The organism is Clavibacter michiganensis subsp. tessellarius (assembly GCF_021922985.1).
GTDB classification, from domain to species: Bacteria; Actinomycetota; Actinomycetes; order Actinomycetales; family Microbacteriaceae; genus Clavibacter; species Clavibacter tessellarius.
This window is the reverse complement of sequence record NZ_CP040788.1, coordinates 324315-337596: the sequence shown is the minus strand read 5'-3', so window position 1 is coordinate 337596 and position 13282 is coordinate 324315. Positions and strand designations below refer to the sequence as shown.

Here is a 13282-nt window from a genome sequence, read left to right as displayed (position 1 = left end):
TCAGGCGCCCTCGGCCGCGCCGCGGCGCCAGTAGCCCATGAACGCGACCTGGCGGCGGTCGATGCCGGTGTCGCGCACGAGGAAGCGGCGGAGGGCCTTGATGCAGCCGGACTCCCCCGCGAGCCACGCGTAGAGCGTCGAGCCCTCGTGGACGACGGGCGCGTCCCAGACGATGCCGTCGGCGTCGTCCTCGGCGAGCGGCTGCGCCTCGTCGGCGAGCGCGACCTCGGGGGCGGCGATGGCGCCGACCTTGACGTGGCAGTCGACCCAGTGGCGCACGGCCTCCTCGAGGCGGGATCCGTTCGGGCGGCCGTCGCGCGGCAGCCAGGTGAGGTGCACGCCCTTCGGCACGCGCACCTCGAGGCGGTCGCCCGTGACGGGCACCTCGATGAAGGCGCAGCCGACCGCGTCCGCGGGCAGGGAGGAGAGGATGTTGCAGATGGCGGGGGCGGCCGTCTCGTCGCCCGCGAGGAGCAGCGAGCGCGCGGCGCCCGGGTGCCACTCGATGCCGAGGCCGCGCGCGGGGCTCAGGGCGTCGGGGCCGATGAGGACCATGTCGTCGCCGACCTGCGCGGAGCCCGCCCAGCGAGACGCGGGGCCCATGTCGCCGTGCAGCGCGAAGTCGACGTCGACCTCGCCGAGCTCGCGGCGGACCGCGCGGGACGTGTAGGTGCGGAGCGGGTTGCGCTCGGCGTAGGGCAGCGCGCGCCACCAGGCGAACCAGTCGTCGCCGCCGACCCCGGTGAGGTCGGGCAGGCCGTGCTCGGCGACGGGGAGCAGCAGCTTGATGCGCTGGTCGAGGCACTCGTCGCCGAAGTCGCGGAGGTCGTCGCTCTGGAACGTGATCCGCAGGAACGTCGGGCTGACGCGCTCGGTGCGCGCGACCCGGGCGGCGAACGGCCGGTACGCGGGACGCTCGACCGCGGGTTGCTCCGCGACCACGGCCGAGGCGTCTGCCGTGCTGCTGGCGAGGGTCGCGGTGGAGGTAAGCACAGCCTAAGTATGGCATGCCTTACCTCACGGGGCGAGGGCGGGCGGCGGATCGGGGCCGGGATCCACGGGAGGATGTCAGGGTGATCGCCCCCGTCCTCGTCGCCGTGTTCGTGGGCGCGGTGGCGCAGCGCGTCACGGGCCTCGGCTTCGCGCTCGTCGTGGCGCCCGTGCTCGTGATCCTGCTCGGGCCCTTCGACGGCGTGATGATCGTCAACCTCTGCAGCGTGCTGTCGGCCTCGCTGATCCTCGCGGGCGTGCGGCGCGACGTGGAGTGGCGCCGCTACCTGCTGCTCGCCGGCCCCGCGGTGGTCGGCATCGTGCCGGGCGCGCTGCTCGCCTACCTGCTGCCGGAGCCGGCGCTCGAGATCGGCATCGGCCTGCTGCTGGTGGCCGCCCTCACGACGTCGCTCGCGCTGCGGCGGACGACGCGCGTGGTCGACGGGCCCGGCGTGATGGCCGGCTTCGGCTTCGCGGCGGGCATGATGAACGCGGCGGCCGGCATCGGCGGCCCGAGCGTGAGCGTCTACGCGGTCGTGAGCCGCTGGGAGCAGCGCGGGTTCGCGGCCACGCTGCAGCCGTTCTTCCTCACGACGGGCGCGGCGTCGCTCGTCACGAAGCTGGTGCTGGCGCCCGAGCGCTGGCCGGACCTCGGGACGACGGCCTGGATCGGGATCGTCGTGACCCTCGTCGCGGGCGTCGGCGCGGGCACCCTGCTCGCGCCCCGGATCCCGAGCCGCGGGGCGCGCACCGCCGTCGTGGTGATCTCGTTCGCGGGTGCCGCGACGGCCATCGTCAAGGGCGTCAGCGGGCTCGTCTAGCGGATCCGCTCGACCTCACCACTGCGGCGGGTGCCGCCGCTCCCAGCGCAGCCGCCGCTCCAGCTGGCGCCCGATCGCGAGGAGCGTCGCCTCGCCGCCCGGCCGCCCGATCAGCTGCACGCCCATCGGCAGGCCGTCGTCGGTGAGGTGCACCGGCAGCGTGATCGCGGGCAGGCCCGTGACGTTCGCGAACGACGTGTACGGCGTGTACTCCACCTGCTGCGCGAAGTTCCGCTCGCCGTCCTCCGCGTCGTACCAGCCGATCGGCCGCGGCTCCTGCGCGAGCGCGGGCGTGAGCACGGCGTCGACGTGCGCGAACTGGGCGATGACGCTGCGCTCGTAGGCCGTGAGCTGCGCGAGCGCGCGGGCGAGGTCGCGCGCGCTGAGGGCGCGGCCGCGCTCCACGAGCCAGCGGGTGAGCGGCTCGAGGAGCTCCAGGTCCGCGCCCTCGGCGGGGATCCCCGCGGCGCCCGCCTGCCAGATGGTGCGGAACGCGGGCGCGTAGGTCGGATCCGGCCGGAGCGCGAGGTCCTCGAGGCCGTGGCCGACGGCGGCGAGCTCGCGCACGGCGACCGCCAGGGCGTCGCGCGCGGACGGGTCGAGGGCGATCTCGTAGGCGTCGTCCCACGGCGTGGTGGTCATCACGCCGATCTGGAACCGGCCCTCGCCGCGGACGGCCGCGCCGAGCAGGTCGCCGTCGTGGTCCTCCGGAGCGCGCAGGGTGAACGGGTGCGGGATGCGGCCGTTGACCCGGCCGATCATCGCGTCGAGCAGCAGGGCCGCGTCGGCGACGCTGCGCGCGAGCGGGCCGGGCACGACGAGGCCGGCGAGCGACTCCTGGCCGGATCCCGCGGGCACGAGGCCGCGCGAGGGCTTGAGGCCGACGAGGCCCGTGGCCGCTGCCGGGATGCGGACCGAGCCGCCGCCGTCGGATCCGGGCGCGAACGGCAGGAGGCCCGCGGCGACCGCGACGGCCGCTCCCCCGCTGGACCCGCCGGCGCCGCGCGTCGTGTCCCAGGGCGTGCGCGCGGGCGGCGCGACGAGGCTCTCGGTGTACGACGGCAGGCCGAACTCGGGCGCGCTGGTCTTGCCGAGGCTGATGCCGCCGGCGTCGTCGAGCGCCTGCGGGATCGCGTCGGTGCGCTCCGACACGTGGTCGCGGAAGAGGCGGGAGCCGAAGGTGGTGCGGACGCCGGCGCGCTCGGAGAGGTCCTTGTCGCCGAACGGCAGGCCCCAGAGCGGCGCGGTGCGGGGCACGTGGCGCTCGACGTGCCGGGCGCGCTCGAGGGCGCGGTCGGCGGTGACGGTCGTGAAGGCGCCGAGGCCCGGATCCAGCCGCTCGATGCGCTCGAGGTAGTGGGTGACGAGCTCGGTGGGGGTGACCTCGCCGCGCTGGAGCTGGTCCCACAGGTCCTGGGCGCTGAGGTGGTGGAGTTCGAACACCGGTCCAGCGTAGGCCGGGGCCGCCGCGCTCCGACCAGCGCCGGATGCGCGGACGGGGCGGGCGCCGGTCGTCCGGCACCCGCCCCGTCCGTCGGGTCGCGCCGACGTCAGCGGCGCCCGGCGACCGCGGCGGCGGCCCGGCGGCGGAACGCGACGAGCGCGAGGCCCAGGGCGAGCGCCGCGAGCGAGGCGCCGAGCACGGGTCCGGACTCGGATCCCGTCGCCGCGAGGGTCGGCTCGGTGCTCGGCGCGGGCACGACGCCCGTGCCGGAGGGCACGACGGACCCGCTCGCCGTGTCGAGCGCGTAGAGCACCGAGGCGCCCGTGCTCGGCAGCAGGAACGCGAGCTGGTGCGCGCCCGCGGCGAGGTCGGCCGGGACCGTGAACCGCACGCTCGCGCGGCCCTGCTCGTCGGTCGTGTCGACCACCGCGGCGGCGATCGGCGTGCGCGCGACCTCCGCGCCGTCGATGAGCGTCACGACCTCGGTGTCCTGCACGGGCGCGCCGGAGACGAGCAGCGACGACAGCTCGTAGGAGCGCTGCTGCCCGGCCCGGGGAGCGGCGCCCGTGGTGTCGACGACGCCGATCGAGCGCGTCGCCGAGTCGGGCTCGACGGGCGAGAACTCGGTGACGTAGTCGACGAACGCGGTGAGGTCGACGCGGCCCGAGTCGCTCTGCTCGGTCGTGTTCGCGAGCTCGGTGAAGCCGTCGCCGCCCTCCGCGAGGAAGCTGTTCGCGACCATCGTGAAGACGCGCGCGGGATCCACCGGCGCGCCCTGGAAGAACACGCCCGTGATCCGTTCGCCGCGCGCGGCCGTCGGGTCGTACGTGTAGGTGAGGTCGCGCGAGATGCCGAGCTTGAGGAAGGGCCGCGTGGCGCCCTCGTCCTGCCACTGCTGCTCGAGCACGGCCTTGATGCCGGCACCCGTGATCCGCGCGGTCGTCAGCGTGTTGGCGAACGGCTGCACGATGGCGGCCTCCTTGTAGGTCACCTCGCCCTCCGCGTCGCCGGCGCCCGAGGACGCGACGGTGAGGTCCTGGCGGATGCCGCCGGGGTTCATGAAGGCGATCTCGGTGCCGAGGTCCGCCTGCGTGGCCCAGAGCTGCGCGTCGGCGACGAGGTTCCCGATGGTGGACTCGCCGCCGCGGTTCTCGGCGCCGTCCGTCTGGCGGGCGCGCGTGATGTCGCCCGAGATCTCGCCGACCGTGCGGCTGCCGATCACCTCGGCCTTCGCGACCGCGTCGTCGACGATGCGCTGCACCGCGGGATCCGCCGGGAACGCCGGCTTCCCCTCGGTGGTGAGCAGCGGCACGAGCTCGGAGGAGATGGAGGTGAGGGCCTTGGTGGCGGGATCCACCGTCAGCGACAGGTGCCCGAGGTTCGTGCCGTAGCTGCCGGTCTGGAGCACGGGCAGCGGCAGGGCCCTGCCCGCGACGGGGAGCTCGTAGTCGTAGCCGAGGTGGGTGTGGCCGGAGACGATCGCGTCGACGTCGGCCTGCACGCCCGTGACGATGCGGCCGAAGACCGAGTCGTCGGTGAGGGACGCCTCGTCGGAGGTGGACGCGCCCTCGTGCACCACGAGGACGACCACGTCGGCCTCGCCGTTCGCGTCGTCGCCGTCGCGGAGCGCGCGGGCGGTCGCGGTGGAGGCGTCGACGACGCTGCCGACGTCGATCGTCGCGAGGCCGGCCGGGCTCACGAGCTCCGGCAGCGCCTCGGTGGTGGCGCCGACGAAGGCGACGCGCACGCCGCCGATGTCCTGCACGTCGTACGCCGCGTACGCGTGCTCGGTCGTGCCCTTCTCGTAGAGGTTCGCCGAGATGTACGGGAAGTCGGAGTGGTCGGTGACGCGGCCGTCCACGTCGTCGCGGCCCTGGTCGAACTCGTGGTTGCCGAGGGTGGAGACCGAGACGCCCATGGCGTTCAGCGCGTCGAGCGTGGGCTCGTCCTGCTGGGACAGCGAGGTGAAGGTGCTCGCGCCGATGTTGTCGCCCGCGCTGATGAGCGTGCTGTTCGGGTTCCGGGCCTTCGCCTGCTGGAACGCGCCGGAGATGACCGCGGCGCCCGCGGTGGACGACGTGGTCTCGAGGCGGCCGTGGAAGTCGTTGATCGAGTAGACGTCGATGGCGACGTCGCCCTCGGCGGCGGATGCGGGCGCGGCGCCGAAGCCGAGGACCGCGGTGGCGGAGAGCCCCGCCACGAGGGCGAGGGCACCGGAGCGCGCGGCCCCGGACGGATGGCGGGTGGGGGCAGAGCGCATGCGGGGACGTCCTCGTTCGGGCGGCGGGTGGGGATGCCCAATACCTTACGTATCTGAGGTTTCCATGGGGTTAACTCCGGGACCCGCGGCGAACGCAGCCGCCCGCCGACCGGCCCGCGCGGTGCCGGTCAGCCGCGCACGAGCCCCGCGAGCTCCGCCCGGGTCGACGCGCCCATCTTCCGCAGCAGGTTCGCGACGTGGAACTTCACGGTGTTCTCGCTGATCCCGAGGGAGGTCGCGATGGCGCGGTTGCGGGATCCGCCGGCCACCAGCGCGAGCACCTCCCGCTCGCGGCCGCTGAGTCCCGCCTCCCCCGCGGCGTCGAGCCCCGCGGCGGGCGCGTCGAGCGGCAGGCGCACGGCGATCTCGGAACCCCAGCCGGGCGTCGCCGTCACCTCGAGCGTGCCGTCGAGCGCGGCGACCCGGTCGGTGAGGCGACGCAGCGCGTCGAGGTCGGCGGTGGTCGCGCCCGCGCCGTCGTCGCGGATCCCGACGAGCAGGTTGCTGCCGTCGCAGTCCCACTGGATGCGCACGCGCGTCACGTCCGGCTCCTCCACGAGCGCGAGCACGGCGCCGCGGACGATGGCCCGGCCCGCGTGCGCGACCTCGCCCGGGAGCGCGCGGCCGTCCACGGGCGGCTCGACGAACTGCACGTCGAGGTCGCGGAAGCGCACGAGCGGCCGGAGGTCGTCGCGCAGGCGGGCGAACGCGCGCGCGACGGGCTCCTCGCCGAGCGAGCGGTCGCGGTCGGAGGCGGCCCGCAGCTCGACCATGGCGTTGGTGGCCAGGTCTGCGGCGGTCTGGCGGGCGGCCGCGTCGCCCGTGCGCGAGGAGCGCAGCACCGCGAGCAGCGACTCGAGCGTGGTCGCATGGGCGTCGCCGAGCTCGGCGACGACGCGGGCCCGCTCCGAGGAGACGGCGCGCGCCTCCGCGAGGTAGGCGGGCGGCGCCGCGGCGACCTGCTGCCGGATCCCGTGCGCGACGCTCCGCCACAGCGCCCGGACCACCTCGCGGGCGGCGGGCACGTCGTCGTGCGCGGCGACCGGATCCACGAGCACGAGGAGCGCGCCCGTGTCGGCGCGCCAGGCGGCGACGGTGCGCGGACGACCGCCGACGGGGTGCTCGACGGCCCACGCGGTGCCGTCCTCGTCGTCGCGCGCGCGGTCGCCGTCGTCCGCGCCGTCGTCGGATCGGGCGCCGAGGCTCGCGAGGATGCCGTCGAGCTCGGCGATCGTCACGTTCTCCACGACCTCGGCCTCGCCCGCCTTCTTGCGCGGTCGGCCGGTGCAGTCCTCGGTGAAGACGACGAGGGCGCGATGCGCGACCACCGGCTGCAGCAGCGTCGACAGCGCGCCGGCCACCTCCTGCAGCGGCGCGGCGAGCGCGTCGTGCAGGCCGTCGAGGAGCGCGACGGCGCCGGCGGACGCGCCCGCCTCCCGGGCGGCGGGAGGGGCGGACGGACGGGCGGCGGGATCGGCGGGGTGGGTCCGGGTCGGCATCCCGCCACCGTACGCCCACCCGGAAGGCCCGCCTCCCGCGGCGGCACCTGCTCGGACGGGTAGGCGGATCCACCCGTCGGGTGGGCAGCGCGGACGGGCGGCGGGGAGCATCCTCGACAGGTGACCCACACGACGCACCCCCGCCCGACCGGCGACGCCCCCGTCGACGTCGCCGCCGCGATCACCCTCATCTCGGAGGAGAACGCCCGGGTCGCCCGCGCGCTCGCGGAGCCGGACCTGGCGGCGCGCCTCGACGAGGCCGCCCGCGTGATCCGCGACGGCCGCCGCGTCTTCGCCCTCGGCGCCGGCCGCTCCGGCCTCGCGCTGCGCATGACCGCGATGCGGTTCATGCACCTCGGGCTCGACGCGCACGTCGTCGGCGAGGCCACCTCGCCCGCGATCGAGGAGGGCGACGTCCTCCTGGTCGCGAGCGGATCCGGCACCACGGCCGGCATCGTCAGCGCCGCGCAGACCGCGCGCGACGTCGGCGCCCGCATCGTGGCCCTGACGACGGCCGACGACTCGCCGCTCGCCGGCCTCGCGGACGTGACCGTGCTGATCCCCGCGGCCGCCAAGCAGGACCACGGCGGCACGGTCTCGGCGCAGTACGCGGGCGGTCTCTTCGAGCTCTCCGTCGCGCTCGTCGGCGACGCCGTGTTCCACGCTCTGTGGCAGGCGTCCGGCCTCTCGGCCGACGAGCTGTGGCCGCGTCACGCCAACCTCGAGTGACCGTCGGTCGCTCGATCCCCATCACCCCACGCATCACGACAGGAAGAGGAACCGCATGAAGCTCCAGGTAGCCATGGACGTGCTCACGACGAAGGACGCGCTCGAGCTGGCCGGCAAGGCCGCGCCGCACGTCGACATCATCGAGCTGGGCACCCCGCTCATCAAGGCCGAGGGCCTCTCCGCGATCACCGCGATCAAGGAGGCGCACCCCGACAAGATCGTCTTCGCCGACCTCAAGACGATGGACGCCGGCGAGCTCGAGGCCGACATCGCGTTCTCCGCGGGCGCCGACCTCGTCACCGTCCTCGGCGTCGCGGGCGACAGCACCATCGCGGGCGCCGTCAAGGCCGCCAAGAAGCACGGCAAGGGCATCGTCGTCGACCTCATCGGCGTCCCCGACAAGGCGAAGCGCGCGAAGGAGGTCACCGAGCTCGGGGCCGAGTTCGTGGAGATGCACGCGGGCCTCGACGAGCAGGCGGAGGACGGCTACACGTTCGGCGACCTGCTCGAGGCCGGCAAGGCCTCCGGCGTCGCGTTCTCCGTCGCGGGCGGCGTGAAGCCCGGCACCATCGGCGACGTGCAGGACGCGGGCGCCGTGGTCGCCGTCGCCGGCGGCGCGATCTACTCGGCCGACGACCCGGCCGCGGCCGCCGCCGAGCTGCGGGCCGCGATCCGCTGATCCACCCGCCTCACCCGAGCGCCGCGCACCCGTCCTGGACGATGCGCGGCGCTCGTGCGTGGAGCGGGCGCGCGGCGGCGTGGCCTCGCCGTGTCACGCCCCGCCGCGTCAGCCCAGGTCGGACAGGACGGCGAGCTCCTCGGCGCGCGTGAGACCCGAGACGCGCGGCCGCTCGAGGCCGCGCTCCCGCTCGTCGGACAGCACGCCGCGCATCGTCTCGGCGAGCGGACGCCGTCGGGCGCCCAGCGCACGGATCCCCGCGTCGCTCCGCGCCATGAGGCCGGCCGCGTGGCGCGGCAGCCACAGCGGCAGCGACCGCGGTCCCGCCCAGTGGCGGACGTCCGCCTCCGCCAGCCGCGCGTCCGAGGCGACGACCCGCTCGGCCGCGGATCCGGCGGCCTCGGCCGCGAGGTCCAGCACGTCGGCGAGCGGCACGCTCTCCCCCACCGCGTCGACCACGCCGTCGAGCCCGCGGGCGCCCACCTCCACGACGAGGTCGGCGAGGTCGCGCGCGTCGATCACCTGCACGCGCCGGTCGGTCGCGTCCGGCACGAGCACGGGTCCGTCTCCCGCGAGCGCGAACCGCGCGGGCCAGTAGCCGAGGCGGTCGCTGTCGTCGCCCGGGCCCGTGACGAGGCCGGGGCGGACGATCGCGCGCCGTCCGGCGAGGGCCGCGGTCACCGCGCGCTCGGCCGCGACCTTCGCCTGGCCGTACTCGTCGAGGTCCACGGGCTCCACGAGGGCCGCGGACTCGTCGTCGCCCGCGCGCTCGACGGACGCGTAGACCGACACGGTGCTCACGAGCGTCCAGTGCCGGGCCCGGCCGGCGAGCGCCGCCACCGCGCCGCGCGCGTGCGCCGCCGAGGAGGTGAGGTCGACGACCTCGTCCCAGGCGGTGCCGGCCACCGCGTCGTAGGCGTCGTCGCGATCGCGGTCGGCCGCGACGTGGCGCGCTCCCGCGGGTGCGGATCCCGAGGCGCCGCGCGCGAGGCACGTCACCCGGTCGCCGCGCGCGACCAGGCGCTCCGCGACGAGCCGGCCGATCCGCGCGGTGCCGCCGAGCACGAGCACGTCGCGCGCGCCGGGGCGAGCGGCAGCGGTCGCGGTGGGCGCCCCGTCGGTCATGCGTCGCGCGTCGGTGCCGGGGTGCCCGGCCGGACGGACGCGGTCTCCGCCACGTCGATCCGCGTCACGCCGTCCTCCGGCTCCGACACCTCGACGCGCGGCGCCGCATCCGACTCCACCGCCTTCGGGGCCGTCGTCAGCTGCTCGTGCCGCTTCTCGTCGAAGTCCTCGGGCCGGTCCTGGTCCTGGTCCTGGTCCTGCTGCATGGGTGCGCCTCTCGTCCCGTCCACCGTACGCGGCGCGCGCCGGCCCCGATCGCGCGCGACGACGTCCATCCGCCGCGCACCGCCGCCCCGCGCCGACGCACCGCGACCCGCCGCTCCGCCGCCCGCCCTCCGCCGCGCGCCCTCGCCCCGCGACCCGTCCTTCCGCCGCGCGCCCCGCATGCGACCCGCCCTCCGCCGCCCGCCCTCCGCCCTCGGGTGGATGCCCGCCCCAGCCGCCCCCGCGTACCGTTGCCCCATGAGCGCACCGGAGCCGACGACCCCCGCCCAGCCGCCGACTCCCGAGTCCGCAGCCGCCGGATCCGCCCCGGCGCCGCCCGTCCCGCCGACCCCGCCGCCGCTCCCCGAGCGCCCGCCCGTGCCGTACCATCACGGCCTCCGCGACACCGGCGGTCCGTGGCGCGGGATCCTCGCGCTCGTCCTCGGCGTCGTGGCCTTCTTCCTGCTGTCGCTCGTGTTCGGCCTCGTCGCCTTCGCCGTGGAGTTCGCGCGCGGCCGCCTCGACCCGTCGGACGCGTCGTCGGTCGAGACCATGACGCCCGTCATCATGCTCGCGACGAACCTCTCGCTCGCCGCTCTGATCCCGGTCTCGATGCTCCTGCAGCGCTGGCTGTTCGGGGTGCCGATGCGCGCGATGTCGTCCGTCGTCGGGCGCTTCCGCTGGCGCTGGCTCGGCCGCGTGGCGCTGGTGATCGCGCCCGTGTTCCTCGTCTACATCGCGCTCACGTTCGCCCTCGACCCGAGCGGCGAGATCCGGGTCGACGGCGAGGTCGTCGCGTTCCTCGTCATCGTGCTGCTCACCACCCCGCTGCAGTCGGCGGGCGAGGAGTACGGGTTCCGCGGCCTGGTGCAGCGCTCGGTCGGATCCTGGTTCCGCGACACCCGCGTCGCCCTCGTGGTCGGCGCGATCCTGTCGAGCTCGCTCTTCGCGCTCGCCCACCTCGCCGCCGACCCGTGGCTCATCGCCTACTACTTCGTCTTCGGCATCGCGGCCACGACCGCCGCGCGCCTGACCGGCGGCCTCGAGGCGCCCGTCCTCATCCACGCGCTCAACAACACGCTGCTGTTCATCCCCACGGCGCTGCTCGGCCAGATGTCCGAGTCCATGGACCGCAGCGAGGGAACCGGCGGCCCGTTCATGATCCTGCCGATGGCCGTGATGCTCGGATCCGCGCTCCTCGCCGGCTGGTGGGCCCGCCGCCACCGCGTCGAGACGGTCGCCCCGCGCGCGCTCACCGCGAAGGAGCGGCTCCAGGAGCGGCAGCGGGCGTGGGAGGACGAGGAGCGTCGCCGACGGGAGTCGCTCGCCGCATGGCCCGCGCCCACCGGCCCGGCCGCTCCGTCGGCTTGAGGGTCGCCTGCATGGTGACGGTGCCGAGCCAGCGCCCGAACTTCCAGCCGACGCGCCCCATCCGCCCGCTCTCGGTGAAGCCGAGCGACGCGTGCAGCCGGATGGAGGCGTCGGCGCCCTGGTCGGCGATCACCGCGATGACCTCCCGGATCCGCGCCTCGCGGCACGCGTCGAGGAGCGCCACCAGCAGCGCGCGGCCGAGGCCCTTGCCCGTGGACGCGGCGCCGAGGTAGATCGAGTCCTCCACCGTCGTGCGCGACGACCGGCGGTTGCCGACGGGCTCGACGAGCGCGTAGCCGAGCACCTGCCCGGACGGCGACACGGCGACGAGGAACGGCATCCCCATCCGCTCCAGCTGGCTGAAGCGGCCCCGCCACCTGGCCAGCGTCATGCGGGTCTCGTCGAAGGTGACGGTGCTGTTCATGACGTAGTGGTTGTAGATCTCGCGGATGTCCGGGAGGTCGGAGGTCGCGGCCGGCCGGATCTCGTAGGAGAACACGGGCACCGGCGGCGCGGGCTTGCGGAGGTGGGCGGGCAGGCGGCGCCTCGTCTGGTATTCCTCCTCGAGCATGGGGCGATCCTACGGGGAGCGCCGCGCGCCGGTCCGGGTCCGTCCGCGGCGGGCGGGGACGCGGACGGACGCGGGAGGGCTCCCGGGCTCAGAGCCGCCAGTCGACCGGATCCGCGCCCTGCTCGGCGAGCAGCGCGTCGGCCCGGCTGAACGGCCTCGACCCGAAGAACCCGCGCGACGCCGACAGCGGGCTCGGGTGCACGGAGGTGATCGACGGCACGGGCGCGAGCATCGGCGCGAGCGATCCGGCGTCCTTGCCCCAGAGGATCGCGACGAGCGGGCCGCCGCGCTCGGCGAGGGCCCGGATGGCGCACTCGGTCACGGCCTCCCAGCCCTTCCCGCGGTGCGACGCGGGCGCGCCCGGCCGCACCGTGAGCACGCGGTTGAGCAGCAGCACGCCGCTGCGGGTCCACGTGGTGAGGTCGCCGTGCTCGGGCGTCGGGATCCCGAGGTCGTCGCGCAGCTCGCGGTGGATGTTGACGAGGCTCCGCGGCACCGGCCGCACGTCGGGCTCGACGGAGAAGGACAGCCCGACGGGGTGGCCGGGCGTGGGGTACGGATCCTGCCCGACGATGAGCACGCGCACGTCGGCGAGCGGCTGCTGGAACGCGCGCAGCACGCGGTCGCCGGCCGGGAGGTAGGGGCGACCCGCGGCGACCTCGGCGCGCAGCCACTCCCCCATCCGCGCGATGTCGTCGGCCACCGGGGCGAGCGCCTCCGCCCAGCCGGCGTCCATGAGGCCGCGCTCGACGAGCTCGGGCAGGGTCAGCGCCACGGGCGGCGGATCAGGACGCGCCGGCGGAGCTGACGGTGACGCCGGTCTCCGAGCCGATGACCGACCAGACGCTGCCGCGCCCCTGCACGACGAGCTGACCCTCGCCCACGATGAGCACGGTGCCCTCGTCGATGGCGACGCCGCCCTCGACGAGCCCGGCCTCGGTCGCGGCGATGAGCCGGGTGAGGGTGCCCCACTGGGCGGCGTGCACGTCGACCGCGACGTCGATGAGGCCGATGCCCTGCTCGACCGTGACCTCGTCGAGGTCCTCGCTCGCGGACTCCTGCACGACCTCGACGTCGCCGATGCGCCACCCGCCCACGATGGCGGTCTCGGCGGCGACCGCGGCGCCCGCGGAGAAGCCGAGGTACGGGACGCCCGCGGTGACCTGGCGGCGGATCTCGCCGAAGACCGGCTCGAGCGCCTGGCGGTACGCGGGGGTCAGGCCGCCGCCGACGACGATGCCGTCGACGTCCTGCAGCTGCGCGACCTCGATGGACGCGCCCTCGGGCGCCAGCACGGCGACCGGCTCGCACGCGCCCGCGGCACGGAGCGCGGCGGCGTACTGGTCGAACCACTCGGCGCCGAGGCCGTCGTGGACGAGGACCACGGCGATGCGGGCCGGCTCCAACCGGGCAGCCGCGGTCGCCCTCGTCGTCGCCTCGGACAGGAACCGCGCGAGGAGGGGGGTGTCGTCATCCGACAGGCCGCCTCCGACCAGGTGCACACTCACCCCTCGACGGTACAGGCCGCGGGTGTCGCGCCGAGCCGGATCCGCCGACGCAGATATGAAGAAAGCCCGGCACCTCCGTGA

General features: G+C 75.6%; 13 protein-coding genes. 4 read left to right on the top strand and 9 right to left on the bottom strand.

Going from position 1 to position 13282, the window contains the following annotated elements; genetic code table 11:
* Window positions 1-942 (bottom strand): siderophore-interacting protein, encoded by a 942-nt coding sequence (locus FGG90_RS01495; protein WP_094131092.1) that lies wholly within the window; start codon window positions 940-942, stop codon window positions 1-3.
* Window positions 943-1073: 131 nt separating this feature from the next.
* Between FGG90_RS01495 and FGG90_RS01490 the strand changes: the two genes are divergently transcribed.
* Window positions 1074-1811 carry a sulfite exporter TauE/SafE family protein gene (locus FGG90_RS01490; RefSeq protein ID WP_094131094.1) on the top strand — a complete coding sequence of 246 codons (738 nt, stop codon included), beginning with the start codon at window positions 1074-1076 and terminating at the stop codon, window positions 1809-1811.
* A 15-nt stretch (window positions 1812-1826) separates the two neighbouring features.
* On the opposite strand, the gene FGG90_RS01485 is transcribed toward FGG90_RS01490, so the two are convergent.
* From FGG90_RS01485 to FGG90_RS01475, 3 genes are all read right to left on the bottom strand, one after another.
* Entirely contained in the window at window positions 1827-3254 is a 1428-nt protein-coding gene (locus tag FGG90_RS01485) for an amidase (protein WP_094131096.1), read from the bottom strand.
* A gap of 107 nt (window positions 3255-3361) precedes the next feature.
* On the bottom strand, window positions 3362-5515 hold the full coding sequence (locus tag FGG90_RS01480) for a bifunctional metallophosphatase/5'-nucleotidase (RefSeq protein WP_094131098.1): 2154 nt from the start codon (window positions 5513-5515) through the stop codon (window positions 3362-3364).
* A gap of 128 nt (window positions 5516-5643) precedes the next feature.
* On the bottom strand, window positions 5644-7014 hold the full coding sequence (locus FGG90_RS01475; protein WP_094131100.1) for a LuxR C-terminal-related transcriptional regulator: 1371 nt from the start codon (window positions 7012-7014) through the stop codon (window positions 5644-5646).
* Window positions 7015-7134: 120 nt separating this feature from the next.
* On the opposite strand from FGG90_RS01475, the gene hxlB reads away from it, so the two are divergent.
* Both hxlB and hxlA read left to right on the top strand, forming a co-directional pair.
* Window positions 7135-7743: a 6-phospho-3-hexuloisomerase gene (gene hxlB, locus FGG90_RS01470; protein WP_094131102.1), complete on the top strand. Its 609-nt coding sequence runs from the start codon at window positions 7135-7137 to the stop codon at window positions 7741-7743.
* 55 nt (window positions 7744-7798) lie between these two features.
* Window positions 7799-8422 (top strand): 3-hexulose-6-phosphate synthase, encoded by a 624-nt coding sequence (gene hxlA, locus FGG90_RS01465; protein ID WP_012037809.1) that lies wholly within the window; start codon window positions 7799-7801, stop codon window positions 8420-8422.
* A gap of 108 nt (window positions 8423-8530) precedes the next feature.
* On the opposite strand, the gene FGG90_RS01460 is transcribed toward hxlA, so the two are convergent.
* Together FGG90_RS01460 and FGG90_RS01455 are read right to left on the bottom strand one after the other, a co-directional pair.
* On the bottom strand, window positions 8531-9547 hold the full coding sequence (locus tag FGG90_RS01460) for an NAD-dependent epimerase/dehydratase family protein (protein ID WP_094131104.1): 1017 nt from the start codon (window positions 9545-9547) through the stop codon (window positions 8531-8533).
* The gene (locus tag FGG90_RS01455; protein ID WP_094131106.1) at window positions 9544-9753 is read right to left on the bottom strand and encodes a hypothetical protein; all 210 of its coding nucleotides are present in this window, start codon (window positions 9751-9753) and stop codon (window positions 9544-9546) included. Before FGG90_RS01455 ends, FGG90_RS01460 begins: the two co-directional genes overlap by 4 nt.
* 256 nt (window positions 9754-10009) lie before the next feature.
* Here FGG90_RS01455 and FGG90_RS16105 point away from each other — a divergent pair, with 256 nt between their 5' ends.
* On the top strand, window positions 10010-11122 hold the full coding sequence (locus FGG90_RS16105) for a CPBP family intramembrane glutamic endopeptidase (protein ID WP_272930228.1): 1113 nt from the start codon (window positions 10010-10012) through the stop codon (window positions 11120-11122).
* Here FGG90_RS16105 and FGG90_RS01445 read toward each other — a convergent pair.
* From FGG90_RS01445 to FGG90_RS01435, 3 genes are all read right to left on the bottom strand, one after another.
* Window positions 11004-11693, bottom strand: coding sequence for a GNAT family N-acetyltransferase (locus FGG90_RS01445; protein ID WP_094131110.1), 690 nt, complete (start codon window positions 11691-11693; stop codon window positions 11004-11006). The genes FGG90_RS16105 and FGG90_RS01445 overlap by 119 nt on opposite strands.
* 88 nt (window positions 11694-11781) lie before the next feature.
* Window positions 11782-12468 carry a uracil-DNA glycosylase gene (locus FGG90_RS01440; protein WP_094131112.1) on the bottom strand — a complete coding sequence of 229 codons (687 nt, stop codon included), beginning with the start codon at window positions 12466-12468 and terminating at the stop codon, window positions 11782-11784.
* 10 nt (window positions 12469-12478) lie between these two features.
* Complete coding sequence (locus tag FGG90_RS01435; RefSeq protein WP_094131114.1) at window positions 12479-13201, bottom strand: Type 1 glutamine amidotransferase-like domain-containing protein; 723 nt, start codon at window positions 13199-13201, stop codon at window positions 12479-12481.
* Window positions 13202-13282: the final 81 nt, after the last annotated feature.

Excerpts from the sequence above, each read along its gene's own strand:
- FGG90_RS01480 (WP_094131098.1), bottom strand. The coding sequence starts at position 5,515 with ATGCGCTCTGCCCCCACCCGCCATCCGTCCGGGGCCGCGCGCTCCGGT.
- FGG90_RS01475 (WP_094131100.1), bottom strand. The coding sequence starts at position 7,014 with ATGCCGACCCGGACCCACCCCGCCGATCCCGCCGCCCGTCCGTCCGCC.
- hxlA (WP_012037809.1), top strand. The coding sequence starts at position 7,799 with ATGAAGCTCCAGGTAGCCATGGACGTGCTCACGACGAAGGACGCGCTC.
- FGG90_RS01460 (WP_094131104.1), bottom strand. The coding sequence starts at position 9,547 with ATGACCGACGGGGCGCCCACCGCGACCGCTGCCGCTCGCCCCGGCGCG.
- FGG90_RS01455 (WP_094131106.1), bottom strand. The coding sequence starts at position 9,753 with ATGCAGCAGGACCAGGACCAGGACCAGGACCGGCCCGAGGACTTCGAC.
- FGG90_RS16105 (WP_272930228.1), top strand. The coding sequence starts at position 10,010 with ATGAGCGCACCGGAGCCGACGACCCCCGCCCAGCCGCCGACTCCCGAG.
- FGG90_RS01445 (WP_094131110.1), bottom strand. The coding sequence starts at position 11,693 with ATGCTCGAGGAGGAATACCAGACGAGGCGCCGCCTGCCCGCCCACCTC.